Source organism: Chryseobacterium pennae (genome assembly GCF_003385515.1).
In the GTDB taxonomy this organism is placed as follows: Bacteria; Bacteroidota; Bacteroidia; order Flavobacteriales; family Weeksellaceae; genus Chryseobacterium; species Chryseobacterium pennae.
Genome location: NZ_QNVT01000014.1, coordinates 41,486 through 59,220 on the forward strand (window position 1 = coordinate 41,486; position 17,735 = coordinate 59,220).

The window sequence follows — 17,735 nt, forward strand, 5'->3', positions numbered from 1 at the left end:
GCAATTCCCAACCGTACGATTTAATCCCAAACGTCTTATTAAGCTGTGACTAATCACGAAGATAATAATTTTTGAAAGCAATTCCCAACTAAATTTGCTATGTAGCGAAGTTTGGCCGCGCTGTGACTAATCACGAAGATAATAATTTTTGAAAGCAATTCCCAACAACAACAGTATGCAGATCATTGATTCTTTAGCTGTGACTAATCACGAAGATGATAATTTTTGAAAGCAATTCACAACATGCTGAAATAACCCGACCTATAGATCCTTGCTGTGACTGATCACGAAGATAATAATTTTTAAAAAACAATTCACAACTTAATGATATATGTGAAAAAAAATAGAAACTGTGACTAATTATGAAGATAATAAATCTTAAGACCATATATATAAAATCCCTCTAACCGAGGGACTTTATTTATGATACATATGGGCATCTGCAAGTATGCAAAAGCCAGCTGGGCAGTAATCAATTCCTCCTTTAATAGATTTTAGATGTTCCCTTGTGATTTTTTTTATGGTATTATTTTTATAGGTAAAGATTAAATATGTAAATTATTCTCAAATTAAATATTTAATGTGAAAATATTTTTGAAAATATCTTGAAAATCAAATGAGAATTCGTGATGAGAAGTGTAAATTCAAAAAGAAGTCTATAATAAACTATATTATTTCCATACCTCATTTATTTCTTCTTATATTACAAATCCTAACATTGGTAACAAAATTTACATTTCTTGATGTATGATAAGAGATGACCCATAAGGTTTTTCTATTTTTGTACCCGAAAACAATAAACTTTTTTAAACAGTTCAATAATATGAAAAAAATTAGCGTAATTGCATTAGTAGCAGTAGGATTGCTGGCAACATCATGTAACAATAAAGAAAAAACAGATACATCAGTAGCTACAGAACAGTCGGTTGCTGAGAGTAAAGGTGAAGTATTGGCAGTAGATGCAGCAACTTCTCTTGTGAATTGGAAAGCTTTCCATAAAGGAGGTTTCGCTCCTCGTTGGGGAACTCTTAATGTAAAATCAGGAGACTTAAGCATTGAAGGTGGACAAGTAGTAGCTGGAAACTTCAATATTGATATGACTTCTATTAAAGTTGATCCCGCTTCAGTAACTGAAAAAGATAAAAAACCTGCAGAGCTTGAAGCTCACCTTAAAAACCCTGACTTCTTTGACGTAGCGAAAAACCCTGCTTCAGATTTTAAAATTACAAGCGTAGCAGACCTGAAAGAAGCACCAAAAGATGCTGTAGCAGGAGCTAACAAAACAGTAAGCGGAAACCTTACATTAATGGGAAAAACAATGAATGTTACTTTCCCTGCTAAAGTAGATGTAGTAGATAATACTGCAGCTATTCAGGCTAAATTTACAGTAAACAGAACAGACTGGGGAATCAAATTCGGAACTACTGAAACTGATCCTGCAGAATGGATGATCAGCAAAGACATCGAAATCGCAATTGATGTAAAAGCTAAAAAATAAGTCAACTTTCTATAAATGAAGAGCTGTCTTAATTAAGGCAGCTCTTTGTATGTTAGATGAATATTTTTAATATACTTTATCAGGCTTCTATTAAAGTAATCAATTAAAAATCCATGAGTTTTGAGTCCGTACACAATACTCACTCCCCAAATACAGCGGATTACCGTGCTTCTCAGACCAAAAACCATCCAATACATCTTTTCTTAAACAACGGTATACCGCAACTCCTTTATAAGTGTTGTGATCATCACCTTCATAATTAAAGTTAAGCACTAAAATATGGTCTTTATAAAATCCTGTTCCGTTCTGGATATGATCGCCAATCATCCATTGGGCAATAATGCGGGCATTTTCATCAACTGATAAAATTAAGGTACCCTGATAAGAAAATTCATCAGATTCTTCCTGATTGCTTCCTTTAATAGAATAAGTTCCTGCCAAATCATGTACTGTCATTACTTCATTTTTATGAGTGGCAAATTTAAAAAATCTTATGCTGATAATATGACAAATATTTTGTGGAAGTAAGACAGGGCTTTTTCATATATAAATTAAACTTTATTTTTGCAGCAAATTAATTGTAGAATGATTCCTTTTCTATTAATCGCTAATCTTATTACCTTTTGTGTTTTTGGATTTGATAAACTTCAAGCCAAAAGGCAGCAATGGAGGATTTCTGAGAATATTCTTTTAGGTCTTTCATTGATAGGTGTTATAGGCGCTGCTTCCGGAATGTTGACCTTTAATCATAAAGTATCCAAAAAATCTTTTCTGGTAAAATTTTTCATAGTTGCTTTAATTGATGTTGTCTTGTTGTATAGATTGATAAGACATTGATAAATAAAAAAACAGCCATTAAGGCTGTTGATCATTAATTGTTAATAATACCAAATGGTTTCCATGTATTGGTCCCATCAGTTGTATTGACCCACCCGATTGGCATATTAACAGAAGGACCTGTATTTAGAATAATATCACCTCGTTTCCAGTCAGGAGAAGAAACTGATGGATAATTATCTGCATAAGTAACTTTTAATTTGCCTAAATGAAGGGCATCATTGGCATTTTGATAATAGACCGTTCCCAGATTGTCATTGGTAATAAAATTGCCCACAATATTAGGACTGATCGCAGATAGACACTTATTATGAGTGATTGTTGTTTGTAATCCCGAATCTGCCTTAATATCATATACTTTGAAATTTTTAATGGAATTTCCCCTTACATCATCATAAAGAGATGCCTCTCCGACAATATTAACGCCAATGGACGTGTTATCCGGTGCTGCATTGTCATAAATTAATATATCATTGTCAATAATTTTATTTCCTCTTGTAAATGAAGAATTCTTGACGTTATTGAATAAATAGATTCCGTATCCGGGGTGGGATAGTGCAATGTAATTACTGTTAATATTCCAGTTATAGCTCTGCTCTCCAATCACAATGCCTATTTGTCTGCAGAAATCAATCATACTGTTGAGTACATTAACGTGAGAAGTTTTTTCAGCGTAAATTCCCTGATAAACATTAAAGATAAAAGTATCAATAATTCTCCAGCCTTCTTGTGAGCTTTTTCCGTCAAATAAGATTCCTTTACTGCTGAGTATGTCTACAAGTTCTTCCTTTCCTGTTTCCTGGTTTATTACTTTGGCATCTATCGAAATACTGGTATTGTTGGAAATTTCATTATTCACGGAATTGTTTTTGATGTGTATTCCCGTTTGGCAATTACCAATTTTTACAGTCTGAATTTGTGAAGACCAAAGATAATTAACTTCCAGTCCTGTTTGATAACCATTGATGGCAAGATCTTTTAAAATAATATCATAAGCATGAACCTCTGGTGTTCCGATTATTTTAATACCGGTGAAATTATTAGGGACTGTTGTGTAAAGGGTCGCATTATAAATTCCAAATCCTTCCAAAACAGTACCCGAAGCATTGGTTGTGATCTCTTTCCCATTAATAATAGTCTTGTATGCGTTAATGATAATGCCATGATTATTATTGGTTATAAGAAAAGGAGGAAGATCTACTGTGCTTTTAGTAGACGAACCTGCAATTTTAATAGCTTTATTGATCTGCAAAGGCTGATAAAGCATATATCTCCTGTTATCAAGCTTCAGAACCTGTCCGGCTTCCATTTCATCAATCAACTTTTGGATTTCAACGGAATCATCAGTCATACCATCTCCATGAACATCTGCAATTGTAATAGAAATATCATCAGTAATAATTCTTTTATAGTATGAAATTGGACCATTGCCGTTTTTTTTAATACGGTATAGGTATTTTCCATCAGGAACAGGATGATCTTGTTTTTTAAAATTGGCAATTTCATTACTGAAAGGATCAATCAAACTTACAATTTTAAGATCCGAAGTGGGATCTGAAGATGAAAAAAAAGTATCAATGGTTAAGAGGTTTAAATTGTTTGTCATTTTTTTGTTTTTGGTATTTAGTAATAATATCCTTGCAATAATTTATTGAGACAAAGATAAAAAGGGGTGGCGTCAGAACTTGACGTGTAATATTTTATTATAGAATAGTTGAAAGAGTTAGATTAAAAAGTATATATAGATTGTAAATTGGTTGTATTTAAAAAAGAATCCATTTTCGCCTTATATTGATCATTCAGCAATCAAAAATAATTTAACGACAAAAAGCTAAGTGAATTTTTCAAAGGTCAAATAAAAAACGTTCAGAGGCTATTATCAGTATACAAAATAAGATTTCCTGAATAAATTGATCAATATAGCCATAGAAAATTATAAGAGCAGAAAGGAGAAACAATGAAATAACTCAACCTTAATATTATGTGTTTTTCAGAAGACTGTAAAAGTATTTTATCTAATTTTCTCATTATGAAATTGTTAAATATTGCATAAACTTTTTAATTAATTCATTTAAAATCACTATTTTTGCACCCGTAAAAATCCTATATGCAAAACATTAGAAATATTGCGATTATCGCACACGTTGACCACGGTAAGACGACTTTGGTTGACAAAATCATCCACGCTACCAATATTTTCAGAGAAAATCAGGAGAGTGGAGAATTAATTATGGATAACAATGATCTTGAAAGAGAAAGAGGGATCACCATCTTATCCAAGAATATTTCTGTTACTTATAAAGACACTAAAATTAACGTAATTGATACTCCTGGTCACGCGGATTTCGGTGGAGAAGTAGAGAGAGTATTGAAAATGGCTGACGGAGTTATTTTGTTAGTGGATGCGTTCGAAGGACCAATGCCACAGACAAGATTCGTACTACAGAAAGCGTTAGAATTAGGATTGAGACCATTAGTGGTTATCAATAAAGTAGATAAGCCAAACTGTCGTCCTGATGAAGTTCATGATAAAGTATTTGACTTATTCTTCAACCTTGAAGCTACAGAAGAGCAGTTGGATTTCCCTACATTCTATGGATCTTCAAAACAAGGTTGGTTCAACACTTCATTAGAACAAACTGAAGACATTATGCCATTATTAGATGGTATCTTACAGTATGTTCCTGAGCCTAAAGTAACTGAAGGTAACCTTCAGATGCAGATTACTTCATTAGATTTCTCTTCTTTCTTAGGAAGAATTGCAATCGGAAAAGTAACAAGAGGAGAGCTTAAAGAATCTCAATGGATCGGTCTTGCTCAGGCAGATGGAAAAGTGGTAAAAGGAAAAGTAAAAGAATTATACGTTTTCGAAGGTTTAGGGAAGAAAAAAGTAACTGAAGTACAGGCAGGAGATATCTGTGCTGTAGTAGGTTTTGATGCTTTCCAGATTGGAGATTCTTTCGTAGATCTTGAAAATCCTGAGCCATTGGAAAGAACTGCAATTGATGAGCCTACGTTGAACATGACGTTCTCAATTAACAATTCACCTTTCTTCGGTAAAGACGGTAAATATGTTACCTCTAATCACCTGAAAGAAAGATTATATAAAGAATTAGAGAAAAACTTAGCATTAAGAGTTCAACAGACTGATGATGCCAATACTTTCTTGGTATTCGGTAGAGGTATTCTTCACTTGTCAGTTTTGATCGAAACAATGAGAAGAGAAGGGTATGAAATGACAATTGGTCAGCCACAGGTTATCTTAAGAGAAATTGATGGTGAAAAATGTGAGCCTTATGAATCTTTAGTTGTAGACGTTCCTGAAGAATTTGCTTCAAGAGTTATCGACTTAGCGACTCAGAGAAAAGGTGACCTTCACATTATGGAAACTAAAGGTGAAATGCAGCACATGGAATTCGAAATTCCTTCAAGAGGTTTGATCGGATTGCGTTCTCAAATGTTGACAGCTACTGCAGGTGAAGCTATTATGGCACACCGTTTCACAGAATACAAGCCTTTCAAAGGAGCTATTCCTGGAAGAAGTAATGGGGTATTGATCAGCAAAACTCAAGGTCCAGCTACAGAATATTCTATCGCTAAATTACAGGATAGAGGTAAGTTCTATGTTGATCCGGGTGAGGAGATCTATGCAGGAATGGTTATCGGTGAGCAAAATAAGCCAGGTGACTTAGTTGTAAACATCGTTGAAGCAAAACAGTTGAATAACATGAGAGCTTCTGGAAAAGATAAAGATACAGGTGTTGCACCAAAAATCTTATTCTCTCTTGAAGAATGTATGGAATATATCCAGGCTGATGAGGCAATCGAGGTAACTCCAAACTTTATCAGAATGCGTAAGAAACTTCTTTCTGAAGAAGAAAGAAAAAGAGTTGAAAGATCAGGGAAAGCTTAATAAGCTCTGATTTATAATCAATATCATATAGAAAAGCCTCGAATTTTTCGAGGCTTTTTTTCTAAATAATCGGAAAAATTGTTTATTTTTTCAAAAGAATATCCGAAATAGTAAAATATAATTTAAAGTAGTTTTACGGCTATGAAAATGAATAAATTAAAACTTATCGTTTTATTGGGCGTTGTTGCAGCTTACAGCACTTCATGTTCCGTCCAGAACAATGTAACAAAAACCCCACCTGTTAAAAATACAACAAAACCTAATACCAATAACACTACAATCCAGCCAAAACCTCCTGTAGCAGTAAAGCCTACCACAGGAACTACAACGGAAGAAACATTCAGAACCAATCTTCCGGAGATCAAAAGAGAATTCCGTGGCGCATGGATTGCCAGTGTTGCCAATATCAACTGGCCTTCCAAAAATAATCTTACTGTAGATCAGCAGAAAGCAGAAGCTATCAGTATGCTGGATATGCTCAAAGATAATAACTTCAATGCAGCCATCTTTCAGATCAGACCTTCCGCAGATGCTTTGTATACAAGCAATCTTGAACCATGGTCTTACTTCTTGACTGGAGAAACCGGTGCTGCACCTTATCCAAACTATGATCCGTTATTATTCTGGATCGAAGAAGCTCACAAAAGAGGACTGGAATTACACGTATGGCTGAATCCTTACCGTGCCCACCATACCAATGGCGGTACAGTTAATAAGATGTCAATGGCCAACAGAATGTCTGATATTGTGGTGAGATTAAAAAATGGAATGTACTGGTTTGATCCGGCTAACCCAAAAACGCAGGACCATGTTTCCAATGTTGTGAAGGATATTGTAAAAAGATACGACATTGATGCAATTCATTTTGACGATTATTTCTATCCATACGCTACTTATAACAAAGGAGCCGATTTCCCGGATTATGCTACATGGAACGCTTATCAAAGCAGTGGCGGAACCTTATCAAGAGCAGACTGGAGAAGAGATAACGTGAATAAATTTGTAGAACGTATCTATAAGGAAATTCATGCAGAAAAAAATAACGTAAGATTTGGAATCAGTCCATTTGGAATCTGGAAACCGGGATATCCGGCAGGAATTGTTGGATCTTCACAGTTTGACGAGTTATATGCGGATGCTAAATTATGGTTAAACAGAGGTTGGGTAGATTATTTCTCTCCACAATTATACTGGCCGATCGATTCAAAAGGGCAGGGCTTTGAAGCGTTGCTAAACTGGTGGCAGTCAGAAAATACAATGAAACGTCACTTATGGCCAGGTTTGAATACGGTTGAGATCAAAACGTATGACCGTCCAACAGAAATCAAAAACCAGATTGACATCTCCAGAAAGATCCTGAAGAATGATGCCGGTGAAATTCACTGGAGCATTGCAGGTCTTACTAAAAACCCGGGAATGCTTCCAACTTTGAAGAATGGACCTTACAGTGAAAAAGCACTAGTTCCGAAATCTCCATGGATCAAGACCGCTCCATTACAAACACCAACCTTATTTATTACAGATAATGGCAGCTTTGCACAGACAAGATGGAGTTCAAAAAATGCTTCAGAAGTCTTCCAATGGGTGCTTTTCAGTCAGTATGACGGAGTATGGCAAACCGAAATTATCACACAGGATACTCTTTCCAAAGATATTCCTAAGTTTAAAGATGGGAAAAAGCTTAATGCATTAGCCATTAAAGCGATAAACAGACTAGGAAATGAAAGTGATTATATGGCAAAGAAAATGAAATAATTCGTTGCCAGAGATCTTATAGAATTTAGAAGGGGTTTAACTTTAAGTTGAACCTCTTTTTTGTTGAATTCTTTAGATTTCTGGGTTTGAAGAAAAAACTGTGAAAAAAGTTTTAAAAATTTAAACCTAATAAGCAAGGTATTAATAATACTTAAATAATCCATTTATATTTTGGCGATTTTAGTATAAAATCTATCATTTACGACCAATTTTAATTGCAATAATCAATTGATATTATATTTTTTATTAATATAATCTATATTACATAATCGTTAATGACGTTATTTTCATGAAAAATATTCTAGAAGAGTATTTTTATTTCAAAATGCACAATGGGTTTAAATAATTATATTTTAAATGAAAATCATAAAAAAATGAAATACTATTATAAATAAATGGTTTAAATTAATATTTAATCAAAATTATGTGAATTATATTGTATATTTGACATTGTAAAAATGATGACTGCAAAATTAAAAATCACTAATTAGAACACAATCAATATTTCTACACTTTTTTTTTAATTAAAAAAGGGTTGCCACCTTATAGCTAAAATACAATGAAAAAAAAATATTTAAAATTCCTATATGTTGGGATTACAGTACTATCTATTGTTTCTTGTTCGCGAGCTGACAGCACGAGCATATTAGAAAATGAGAAATCAACTACCCCCAACAACAGTATAACAGAAAAGGAATTATTAGCACAAGGTTGGACAATAGTAAAAGAAATCAACTTGATTCCAGAACTAAAGAATAGAGCTAAAACATCTGCAAGATCAATGGAGCAATCGGATATCAAAATTCCTTTTACGGAAAAATATTTATCTCAAATGGGATGGGATCTGAGTGATACTGACAATGGCAGAAATGAGCAACAAGAGGTTATAAAACAGCTGAAATCTCTAACCCCAGGGGGAAGTTATCCTGATCCTAATGGAGTACTTTTTACTCGTGATTTTGCTTTAGGTCGTAAAAATATTAAAGAAGAGAAAAACTGGTGGAAAGCAGATACTTATGTTCTTTTGGGAAAACCAGAACTTGTAGCTAAACCCAATCAATTAGAATTACCTGATGAAGTGTTCTCAACAGAGGTGACTAATGCAAGTAATGAAGATAGTGAAATTACAGTAACCTATTCTTATAAAACAGGTTATAAATACACTTGGAATACGAAATTTTCAGGGAGTGTGAAAATTAATTCAACCTTATCATTCGGTATTCCGCTCACTGTGGAAGGGAAAACGACTATAGAAATAATGGTAGGTGGGGAAAAATCTTGGGGAGAAGATACTACAAACGAAAAGACCTTAACTAGTTCTTATAAAACTAAGGTGCCTGCTAATAGTAAAAAAAGCATTAAAGTATTTACAAAAGTGCAAGGTTCAGAAGTGGATTATACCGTTCCAATAACTATAAATGGTACCTATGTTTTATGCACACCGGGCTATAGATACGAAATCAATAATATGGATATAACTAAAGGTTTACTAAGAGATAGTTCTATCCCTATGAATGAGCAAGGAGTCGTAAAATCTGTCGCCAGTTCAACTGTTAAAATACTTGAATCTCCTGCAGTAAAATTATAAATTAGAAATAAGTTTATTTCTAACCAATAATGTAAATATTTCTGAAATATAAAATCCCTGAGTGAAAATTTAGGGATTTTTCATGATTAATTATTCATTAAATTTGGGTAACTCCGGTGGATATACTTTGTAATTATTTAGACTTTTTCAAATGGCAGCCTTTCATTAAAAAAGAAATTCACTACGAAGATGTTTTTGTAACTCGTATGTAGTATAGTTTGTTGATTTTTAATGTATTGTGTTTTTATTGTGTATTGTGAATATTTGTAAATTATTAATTTAAAATAATGAAAATCAGAATATTATAAATTAAACTTATCTGTTTCAATGTAAAGTCAAAGCATTCTCGGAATCATTTTTGTATGAATAATCACATAATCACCAAAATATAACATTATGAATACTAACAGACTTTCCGCAAAGGTGGAAAAAGCACTTAGTGACCAAATGAACAAGGAGATTCATGCATCACACATTTTTCTGTCGTATGGCATTTGGGCTGATGATAAAGGTTATCAGGGAATTGCCAATTTTCTTTACCGTCATTCTCAGGAAGAAAGAAACCATTCGATCAAATTTATGGAGTATATTTTAAACAGAGGCGGAAAACCAAAAGTAAATGCCATACCGGCTCCTCCGGCAGATCCGGAAAGCCTTACAGCCTGTTTTGAAGGTGTTTTCAAACATGAGGTAGACAATACAACAGCCATCTACAAAATCGTAGATCTTTCTATGGCCGAAAAAGACTGGGCAACCTGGAATTTTATGCAGTGGTTTGTACAGGAACAGATTGAAGAAGAAACATTAGCTCAGAACCTTATTGATAAATTAAAAATTGCAGGCGGTGACAGAGCTACGGATGAATCTTTATTTACTTTAGATAAAACTTTACAGGAAGCCCCGAATGATGTTCCTCTGGCCCAGGAAGCCACAGGAAATAATCCCTAAAAATCACCGGTGAAGCAAAAACTGCTTGAAAATCTGTCAGAATGCTGGCAGATTTTTTTATTATGAAACTCTCTTAAAATTCACTATCTTTGCACGCTGAAAGTTCAGGAATCAACAATCAGAGTGAAAACTTTGAATCTGAAAACTTAGAACTTCCAACCTTAAACCTTAAACTTTGAATTTTACAATATGAAATGTGGAATCGTAGGCCTGCCGAATGTAGGTAAATCAACACTTTTTAACTGTCTGAGCAATGCAAAAGCTCAATCAGCAAACTATCCTTTCTGTACTATTGAACCGAACCTGGGAACAGTTTCAGTGCCGGATCAGAGATTGTTTGAATTGGAGAAAATCGTAAAACCTGAAAGAGTTTTACCGGCTGTTGTTGAAATCGTTGATATTGCAGGTCTTGTAAAAGGTGCCAGCAAAGGAGAAGGGTTGGGGAATCAGTTCTTGGCAAATATCCGTGAGTGTGAAGCAATTATCCATGTTTTAAGATGTTTTGATAATGGAAATATCATTCACGTAGAAGGTTCAGTAGATCCGTTAAGAGATAAAGAAATTATTGATATTGAACTTCAACTGAAAGACCTTGAAACAGTAGGGAAAGCAGTTGAAAAAGCTAAAAAATTCATCAAATCCGGTAAGAAAGAAGATCTTCTTACTTACGAAACCCTTCAGAATTTACAGAAATTCTTAGAAGATGGGAAAAATGCAAGAGAATTTGCGATGGATGATTTTGCAAAGTCAATCATTGCTGAAGTTCAGCTTTTAACAAATAAGCCGGTACTTTACGTTTGTAACGTAGATGAGAATTCTATCAAAAACGGAAACGATTGGATTGCAAAGATCGAAGAGATGGCTAAAAATGAAGGGGCTGAAGTAGTTGTATTAGCTGCTCAGATTGAAGCTGACATCAACGAATTAGAGACTTTCGAAGAAAGAGAAATTTTCCTTGACGAGCTAGGTCTTACAGAACCGGGAGTAAACCGTTTGATCAGAAAAGCTTACGATCTTTTAAAACTTCAGACGTATTTCACTGCTGGAGTAAAAGAAGTAAGAGCATGGACTATCGGACAGGGATGGACGGCTCCTCAGGCAGCTGGAGTAATCCACACAGACTTTGAAAAAGGATTCATCCGTGCAGAAGTAATCAAATATAACGATTATATGACGTACGGTTCAGAAGTAAAGGTGAAAGAAGCCGGAAAACTTTCTGTAGAAGGTAAAGAATATATTGTACAGGATGGTGACATCATGCATTTTAGATTCAACGTATAAGAAAAATATTAAAGTTAGTTTATAAAAAAACGCTTCCATAATATAATTTGGGAGCGTTTTTTGCATTGATGAGAAAAACTGTCCCCATGAAAGTATTCTATTTAACGATTTCTCTTTTTCTTTTTTCATGTTCAAAACGTGTTGAAGATAAATGTTTTGTAGATAAGATGAATACTGAAGATGTTGTAATATGGGAGAATGTTCCCCAATCTTATACACTGAACCAAATTCTTGCAGAAAAACCCAATTACCTTGAAATTACCAATCTTACTGCATACCGGGACTTTGAGACAGATAAAGAGGAGTTTCTTCTTCGAAAAAGAGGTGGAATAACAGAAATTAGCTTTTCAGTGTTCGATGAAAAGTTTTCTGATCAGTTTGTATGTTTTGGCAAACAAAAGTCTGGAAATACCATATATGGACTCGGGATGAACAGACTTGGATACTGGTTGCTGAAAATTGAAAATAACAGGCCTTCTGCCCATTTTTTAGGGCTTAGTTCAAACCTGTATTATTTCAATAAAATTCAGCAGAATCCGATTGTTCAGGGAGATAAGATTCATATTGAAGGAAGCCTTGTGAAAATGGAGAATCCTATTGATCGTGGTGGATATAAAAACTATGCCGTAATTGAAGATGGCAAATTATTTACAGTTAAAATGGAAGACTTGGTGCAGGATTCCGATCACGATGGTTACAATGATATTTTTGAGAATAGTTTTGGGCTAAATCCCCATAAGAAAGATACAGACGGTGATGGAATCAATGATTTTGAGGATAAAAATCCTATGTTCAGATCATTAGACAACAAATTCACCCGTCTTTACGATCAACTGTTGTCTGATACTTTTGTAGGTGCTGAAAATTTGAATTATGAATTTCAGGTGTATAAAACCGATTGTGAATATTTTCATCAGGTTAATCCTTCTCAAAAGGTATTATTTGTATCTGAAGATAAAAAGAAGCAGACCTATTATACCAGAGTCTCAGATATTATTGAAGAAATTATTTCCCCGATACAGAAAAATAAAAAGAATCCGGACAGTTTTTATATTTATAAAGCAGGAACTTTCTATAAAAAAGATTATTCTGCGGATTATGAAAATGGCAAGTGGGTGCTTAAAGTGGTTGGTGGATACGTTATTTAAAGAATCTGAGATTTCATTGATAAAAGACAAAAGCACTTCCAAATTCATGGAAATGCTCAAATTATAAAAATTACATGAGGTTCCTGTTTAATCCAATGGTGGGTGGATGATGATTTGACATCTTCTTTCGAAGCATTTTGGGCCAATAGTCGTACAGAAACCTGTTGCAGGATCAATGCATCGCAGTAGTCCTAAGTTCTTTTTTTGTTCAGTTTTTTTCCGTTGCTTAGGTTTTGATTTTTCATAATTCTCTATTTTAAAAATGGATTTATAGTATTAATCAACTGGGGGTATATCTCTCTATGGTTCCAATACGGGTCTGCATTGTTCCTCAGCACATCCCCAACCGAAAACCCTGCATCTGCCAGTCGTAGGATCTATACACTGTCTTAATCCTCCGGTAATACTTCTTAGCTCTTTTTTATTTAATTTATTTCCGTTGTTCAGGTTTTTATTTTTCATGGTTTGAGTTTTAAAAATGTTTAAAATTTTATCTTTTAAAATGGAAATGGAGGTTCAGGTACATATCTGCACTCTCTTTCCGCGCATCGTATTCCAGTATCTATGCATCGTCTTGTTTCAGGATCAAGACACATCTGTAATCCACCTTTGATGGATTTTAATTCTTTTTTATTCAGTTTTTTGCCGTTATTCATAGTATTAATTTTAAGAGATTTGAGAATTATTCTATAGTGATGGGTTCTGGTCTGCACTCTTTTTGTCCGCAGACAGGTGAAATAATGGTACAGCCATTAGGATATGGAGATTCACATGGTTCATATGGAGTGGGGCAAAGTACCGATTCCATACAGTTCAGTAATCCTCCTCTAATCTTTGTAAGTTCTTTTTTATTAAGCTTTTTCCCGAATTGTAAAAATTGATTTTTCATTGATTTGATTTTTAGTGAGTTAGTTATGACGAATGTAGTGAAAATAATTGAATATAAATCACTGTTTATAGATAAAATGATAATTATTTTAATAAAATGCATTTAAATTAGTAATTGAGGCTAAATTGATCTTCTTCAATATGATGAACCTTTCAACATATAAAAAAGAACTTTTCAACAAACTCTATCTGTGTTTTAATCAGGAGATTTGCTTTATAAATACGTGAGAAAATGGAAAAAAAAGAAACGGTTCTGGTAACTGGTGGTTCAGGATTTATTGCCTGTTATTGTATAATCACTTTGCTTAATAACGGGTATAAAGTGAAAGCTACATTCCGTTCCCTTAAAAAAGCAGAATTGGTAAAGGAAATGCTTAAAGAGGGTGGAATCACTTCTTTTGAAGATATATCTTTTACCGAAGCTGATTTACAAAATGAAGCTAGTTGGGATAAAGCTGCTGAAGGTTGTCAGTATGTTATGCATACAGCATCACCTACTCCCAATACAGATGCAAAAACAGAAGATGATTTTGTTATTCCTGCTAAGAATGGAGTTTTATTTGTATTGCGGGCAGCAAAGAAAGCGGGAGTGAAAAGAGTTGTATTGACATCTGCTTTTGGTGCAGTAAGCTACGGAACTCTGAAAGATACACCTTATACAGAAGAAGACTGGACAGTTCTTAATGATACAGTCTTTCCTTATCAGCGTTCTAAAACCATTTCTGAGAAAGCAGCCTGGGAATTTATACAAAGTGAAGGGGAGAGCATGGAATTATCTGTAGTTAATCCAACAACTGTTATGGGGCCTGTTTTATCAACTGACTATGCCCATTCTATCCAGATTATAAGACAAATGATGAACGGAGAAATGAAAGGTTGTCCTAAACTCATTACAGGATATGTGGATGTCCGGGATGTAGCAAATCTTCATTTTAGAGCCCTAACAATGCCTGAAGCAAACGGTCAGCGTTTCATTGCTGTTGCCGGGGAAGCACTGTCGATGTTGGATGTTGCAAAAATCTTAAGAAGAAACCTAGGGGATGTTGCCCATAAAGTTCCAACAAAGGAGTTGCCAAGCTGGGTAATACGATTGTTGTCAGTTTTCAATCCGAAGATTAAAATGATTGTTCCACATTTAGGTCTGGTAAAAAAAGCAAGTAATGAAAAAACGAAAGCATTGTTACATTGGAAACCCAGAAGTGCCGAAGAAGCCATTGTGACTGCTGCAGAAAGTTTATTTAAATTTAACCAGATTTAAAATGAAAGTAATCATCACAGGAGCAACAGGATTGGTGGGAGAAGGAGTTTTACTGGTGTGTCTTAATAATCCGGAAGTCACGGAAGTATTAACTGTCAGCAGAAAATCTTCAGAACGTAAGCATAATAAGCTTAAAGAGCTTATTATAAAAGATTTTTCTGAAATTAACAATTACAGTACAGAACTTAAGGAATATGATGCCTGCTTCTTTTGTGCAGGAGTAAGTTCTGTAGGAGAAACTGAAGAAAGTTTTACCCGGAAGACTTATGATTTTGTGTTACCTTTCGCAGAAATATTATCTCAAATAAACAAAACTATGACTTTTATTTATGTCTTCGGAAATCGTACAGACAGTACAGAGAAAGGAAAACTAATGTGGGCAAGAGTAAAAGGACGGACAGAAAATGCCCTGCTGAAACTGCCTTTTAAAGCAGTTTATAACTTTCGCCCCGGATTTATGAAACCGGTAAAAGGACAGAAAAATGTTCGTTTTATTTATCGTTTTTTTGAGGCCTTGTCTCCCGTATGGTATTTACTATTTCCTGATTGGATCTGTACAATGGAAGAAGTAGGACTGTCAATGATTCATTGTGCTGAAAATGGATATAAGAGTGCTGTACTGGAAGTAAAGGATATAAAAGAAGCTGCCCGATGAAAAAATTTTTAACAATAATCAAAACTGTAGGCGCTGTTTTACTGTGCCTCATTTTAATCGTGACGGTTACCGTTTATTTTTATATGAAACAGCCTCAGTTCGGAGCACTTCCTGAAGGTGAAAGACTGGCATCCATAAAAGAATCAGTTCACTACAAAAACGGAAAATTCAGGAATCTTGAAGAAAAGCCTGTTATTACTCCGGGATACAGTTTTATAGAAGAAATTTGGAAATCCCTGGTTGAAACTTATCCGAATACCGAACCTGAAGGTGTTTTACCCTCCGTGAAAACAAATTTAAAGGCTATTCCCTCTCATGAGAATATATTGGTTTGGTTTGGGCATTCATCTTTCTTTTTACAGGTAGATGGGATTAAAATTTTGGTGGATCCTGTTTTCAGTGGTAAAGCATCTCCTTTGCCATGGGGGGTAAAAGCTTATAAAGGAAGTGATGTATATACCGTAGCCGATATGCCTGAAATTGATTATATGCTACTTTCCCATGATCACTATGATCATCTGGATTATGAGACTGTAAAAGCACTACAATCTAAAGTGAAATTTGTGGTTTGTGGTTTGGGAGCAGGAGCACATTATGAAAAATGGGGGTATAAACCTAAGCAAATTATCGAAAAAGATTGGGGAGATAAGCTGGAAGTAAAACAGGGCTTTGCAATATATACAGAGAATACTCATCATGCAGGAGGTAGGGGATTTAAAGATTCACAGGCATTGTGGCTGTCTTTTTTCATTCAGTCTTCAGCGATGAATATTTATTATAGCGGGGATGGCGGATATAGTGACCGTTTTAAGAAAATAGCTGCAGATCATCCTGCTGTAGACTGGGCAATCATGGAGTGTGGACAGTATAACAAAGCCTGGCAATCCGTCCATGAACTGCCTGAAGAAGTGGCATTGGCAACTGCTGAATTAAAAGCGAAAAACCTATTGCCCGTTCATCACTCTAAGTTTACCCTTGCAAGGCATCCGTGGAATGAACCTCTTAACCGAATTTATGCCTTGTCCCAATCAAAAAACTACAGTCTGGCTACCCCAATAATAGGTGAGGTGGTGAGATTGGATGATGGAGCTCAAACTTTTAAACAATGGTGGAAAAACGTAAAATAATGCAAAATGAAGATTACTGAAATAAAATCCTGCTTTGTGGGACCTCTTATTTCTCCTGAGCAGTTTATATCAGAACATTTCTTCCTTTTTCTGGCAAAGGGAACAATGAATGGTTATGATGGAAATAAACACTACACCCTTAAGCCTGGGAATAGCTGTGTCGTAAGGAAAAATAGACTGGCACGTTATAATAAACAGAAAGACAATGATGAATTTGAAAAGGTGGTTTTTATCTTTGACGAATTGTTTTTGAAAGAATTTCTGAAAAAGCATACCCTGTCTTTTCAGAAATTTAATTCAAAAGATGCATTTATTTCCATAAAAAAAGACAAACTAATAGATCATTTTTTAATTTCATTAGAACCTTATTATACAGATTCAGGGAATATCAGCAGTGCTTTTTCTGATGTAAAAAGAGAAGAACTTTTACTCATTCTCCTGCAAATACATCCTGAATTAGCAGATGTCCTTTTTGATTTTGGAATTCCGGGGCGTTTGGATCTTGAGCAGTTTATGCAAAAAAACTATAAATTCAATGTGAATGTAGAGAGATTGGCTTTTCTTACAGGACGAAGTTTATCAGCATTTAAAAGAGATTTTAAAAAGATCTTTAATGAAACACCCAATCGCTGGTTAGTAAAAAGACGATTACAGGAAGCTCGTTTTCTTATTGAAGAGAAAAAACTAAGACCAGGCGATATTTATCTAGATCTCGGTTTTGAAGATTTTTCACACTTTTCTTTTGCTTTCAAAAAAGAGTTCGGAATATCAGCCAAGAATCTTTAACAGGAATAAGCAGATTCTTAATATTGAAAAAAAGACTGATAAAAAAGAGACCT

The 17,735-nt window shown here is 34.5% G+C and carries 18 protein-coding genes and 1 CRISPR repeat array (1 of these 19 cut by a window edge); of the genes, 12 read left to right on the forward strand and 6 right to left on the reverse strand.

The window, feature by feature from the left end; translation table 11 throughout:
* Positions 1–243: direct repeats of the CRISPR family, unit length 47 nt; unit sequence GCTGTGACTAATCACGAAGATAATAATTTTTGAAAGCAATTCCCAAC (it extends 266 nt beyond the left edge of the window).
* Positions 244–417: 174 nt separating this feature from the next.
* Positions 418–546 (reverse strand): bacteriocin-like protein, encoded by a 129-nt coding sequence (locus tag DRF65_RS29345; RefSeq protein ID WP_449384888.1) that lies wholly within the window; start codon positions 544–546, stop codon positions 418–420.
* Positions 547–823: 277 nt separating this feature from the next.
* Here DRF65_RS29345 and DRF65_RS15070 point away from each other — a divergent pair, with 277 nt between their 5' ends.
* On the forward strand, positions 824–1,498 hold the full coding sequence (locus DRF65_RS15070; protein ID WP_115971591.1) for a YceI family protein: 675 nt from the start codon (positions 824–826) through the stop codon (positions 1,496–1,498).
* A 99-nt stretch (positions 1,499–1,597) separates the two neighbouring features.
* Here DRF65_RS15070 and DRF65_RS15075 read toward each other — a convergent pair whose 3' ends face one another.
* Entirely contained in the window at positions 1,598–1,954 is a 357-nt protein-coding gene (locus tag DRF65_RS15075; RefSeq protein WP_115971592.1) for a hypothetical protein, read from the reverse strand.
* 129 nt (positions 1,955–2,083) lie between these two features.
* Here DRF65_RS15075 and DRF65_RS15080 point away from each other — a divergent pair, with 129 nt between their 5' ends.
* Positions 2,084–2,335: a DUF1294 domain-containing protein gene (locus DRF65_RS15080; RefSeq protein WP_115971593.1), complete on the forward strand. Its 252-nt coding sequence runs from the start codon at positions 2,084–2,086 to the stop codon at positions 2,333–2,335.
* 34 nt (positions 2,336–2,369) lie between these two features.
* Here DRF65_RS15080 and DRF65_RS15085 read toward each other — a convergent pair whose 3' ends face one another.
* The gene (locus tag DRF65_RS15085; protein ID WP_115971594.1) at positions 2,370–3,941 is read right to left on the reverse strand and encodes a hypothetical protein; all 1,572 of its coding nucleotides are present in this window, start codon (positions 3,939–3,941) and stop codon (positions 2,370–2,372) included.
* A gap of 501 nt (positions 3,942–4,442) precedes the next feature.
* Here DRF65_RS15085 and typA point away from each other — a divergent pair.
* The 6 genes from typA to DRF65_RS15120 all read left to right on the forward strand — a co-directional run bounded on the left by typA (position 4,443) and on the right by DRF65_RS15120 (position 12,968).
* Positions 4,443–6,248 (forward strand): translational GTPase TypA, encoded by a 1,806-nt coding sequence (gene typA, locus DRF65_RS15090; protein ID WP_115971595.1) that lies wholly within the window; start codon positions 4,443–4,445, stop codon positions 6,246–6,248.
* A 141-nt stretch (positions 6,249–6,389) separates the two neighbouring features.
* Positions 6,390–8,003 (forward strand): glycoside hydrolase family 10 protein, encoded by a 1,614-nt coding sequence (locus DRF65_RS15095; RefSeq protein WP_115971596.1) that lies wholly within the window; start codon positions 6,390–6,392, stop codon positions 8,001–8,003.
* 559 nt (positions 8,004–8,562) lie between these two features.
* Entirely contained in the window at positions 8,563–9,591 is a 1,029-nt protein-coding gene (locus tag DRF65_RS15105) for an aerolysin family beta-barrel pore-forming toxin (protein WP_115971598.1), read from the forward strand.
* A gap of 396 nt (positions 9,592–9,987) precedes the next feature.
* The gene (locus DRF65_RS15110; protein ID WP_115971599.1) at positions 9,988–10,539 is read left to right on the forward strand and encodes a ferritin; all 552 of its coding nucleotides are present in this window, start codon (positions 9,988–9,990) and stop codon (positions 10,537–10,539) included.
* 189 nt (positions 10,540–10,728) lie between these two features.
* On the forward strand, positions 10,729–11,820 hold the full coding sequence (gene ychF, locus DRF65_RS15115) for a redox-regulated ATPase YchF (RefSeq protein WP_115971600.1): 1,092 nt from the start codon (positions 10,729–10,731) through the stop codon (positions 11,818–11,820).
* Between the two features lie 86 nt (positions 11,821–11,906).
* Positions 11,907–12,968, forward strand: a complete 1,062-nt coding sequence (locus DRF65_RS15120; protein ID WP_115971673.1) for a hypothetical protein — start codon at positions 11,907–11,909, stop codon at positions 12,966–12,968.
* A 300-nt stretch (positions 12,969–13,268) separates the two neighbouring features.
* On the opposite strand, the gene DRF65_RS28465 is transcribed toward DRF65_RS15120, so the two are convergent.
* Genes DRF65_RS28465 through DRF65_RS15130 form a run of 3 tightly spaced genes read right to left on the reverse strand, consistent with a single transcriptional unit; the run spans position 13,269 to position 13,857 of the window.
* Positions 13,269–13,430, reverse strand: coding sequence for a hypothetical protein (locus DRF65_RS28465; RefSeq protein ID WP_165852235.1), 162 nt, complete (start codon positions 13,428–13,430; stop codon positions 13,269–13,271).
* Positions 13,431–13,465: 35 nt separating this feature from the next.
* Positions 13,466–13,624, reverse strand: a complete 159-nt coding sequence (locus DRF65_RS15125) for a bacteriocin (protein ID WP_115971601.1) — start codon at positions 13,622–13,624, stop codon at positions 13,466–13,468.
* A gap of 26 nt (positions 13,625–13,650) precedes the next feature.
* Positions 13,651–13,857 (reverse strand): hypothetical protein, encoded by a 207-nt coding sequence (locus DRF65_RS15130; protein ID WP_115971674.1) that lies wholly within the window; start codon positions 13,855–13,857, stop codon positions 13,651–13,653.
* 231 nt (positions 13,858–14,088) lie between these two features.
* Here DRF65_RS15130 and DRF65_RS15135 point away from each other — a divergent pair, with 231 nt between their 5' ends.
* The 4 genes from DRF65_RS15135 to DRF65_RS15150 are packed head-to-tail and all read left to right on the forward strand — an operon-like array spanning position 14,089 to position 17,682.
* Complete coding sequence (locus DRF65_RS15135; RefSeq protein WP_115971602.1) at positions 14,089–15,114, forward strand: SDR family oxidoreductase; 1,026 nt, start codon at positions 14,089–14,091, stop codon at positions 15,112–15,114.
* A 1-nt stretch (position 15,115) separates the two neighbouring features.
* A complete protein-coding gene (locus DRF65_RS15140) occupies positions 15,116–15,769 on the forward strand; it encodes an NAD-dependent epimerase/dehydratase family protein (protein ID WP_115971603.1) in 654 nt (217 codons plus the stop codon).
* Positions 15,766–16,896 (forward strand): MBL fold metallo-hydrolase, encoded by a 1,131-nt coding sequence (locus tag DRF65_RS15145; protein WP_115971604.1) that lies wholly within the window; start codon positions 15,766–15,768, stop codon positions 16,894–16,896. The genes DRF65_RS15140 and DRF65_RS15145 overlap by 4 nt, the downstream gene beginning before the upstream one ends.
* A 6-nt stretch (positions 16,897–16,902) precedes the next feature.
* Entirely contained in the window at positions 16,903–17,682 is a 780-nt protein-coding gene (locus tag DRF65_RS15150; RefSeq protein WP_115971605.1) for a helix-turn-helix domain-containing protein, read from the forward strand.
* The last annotated feature ends 53 nt before the right edge of the window (positions 17,683–17,735 follow it).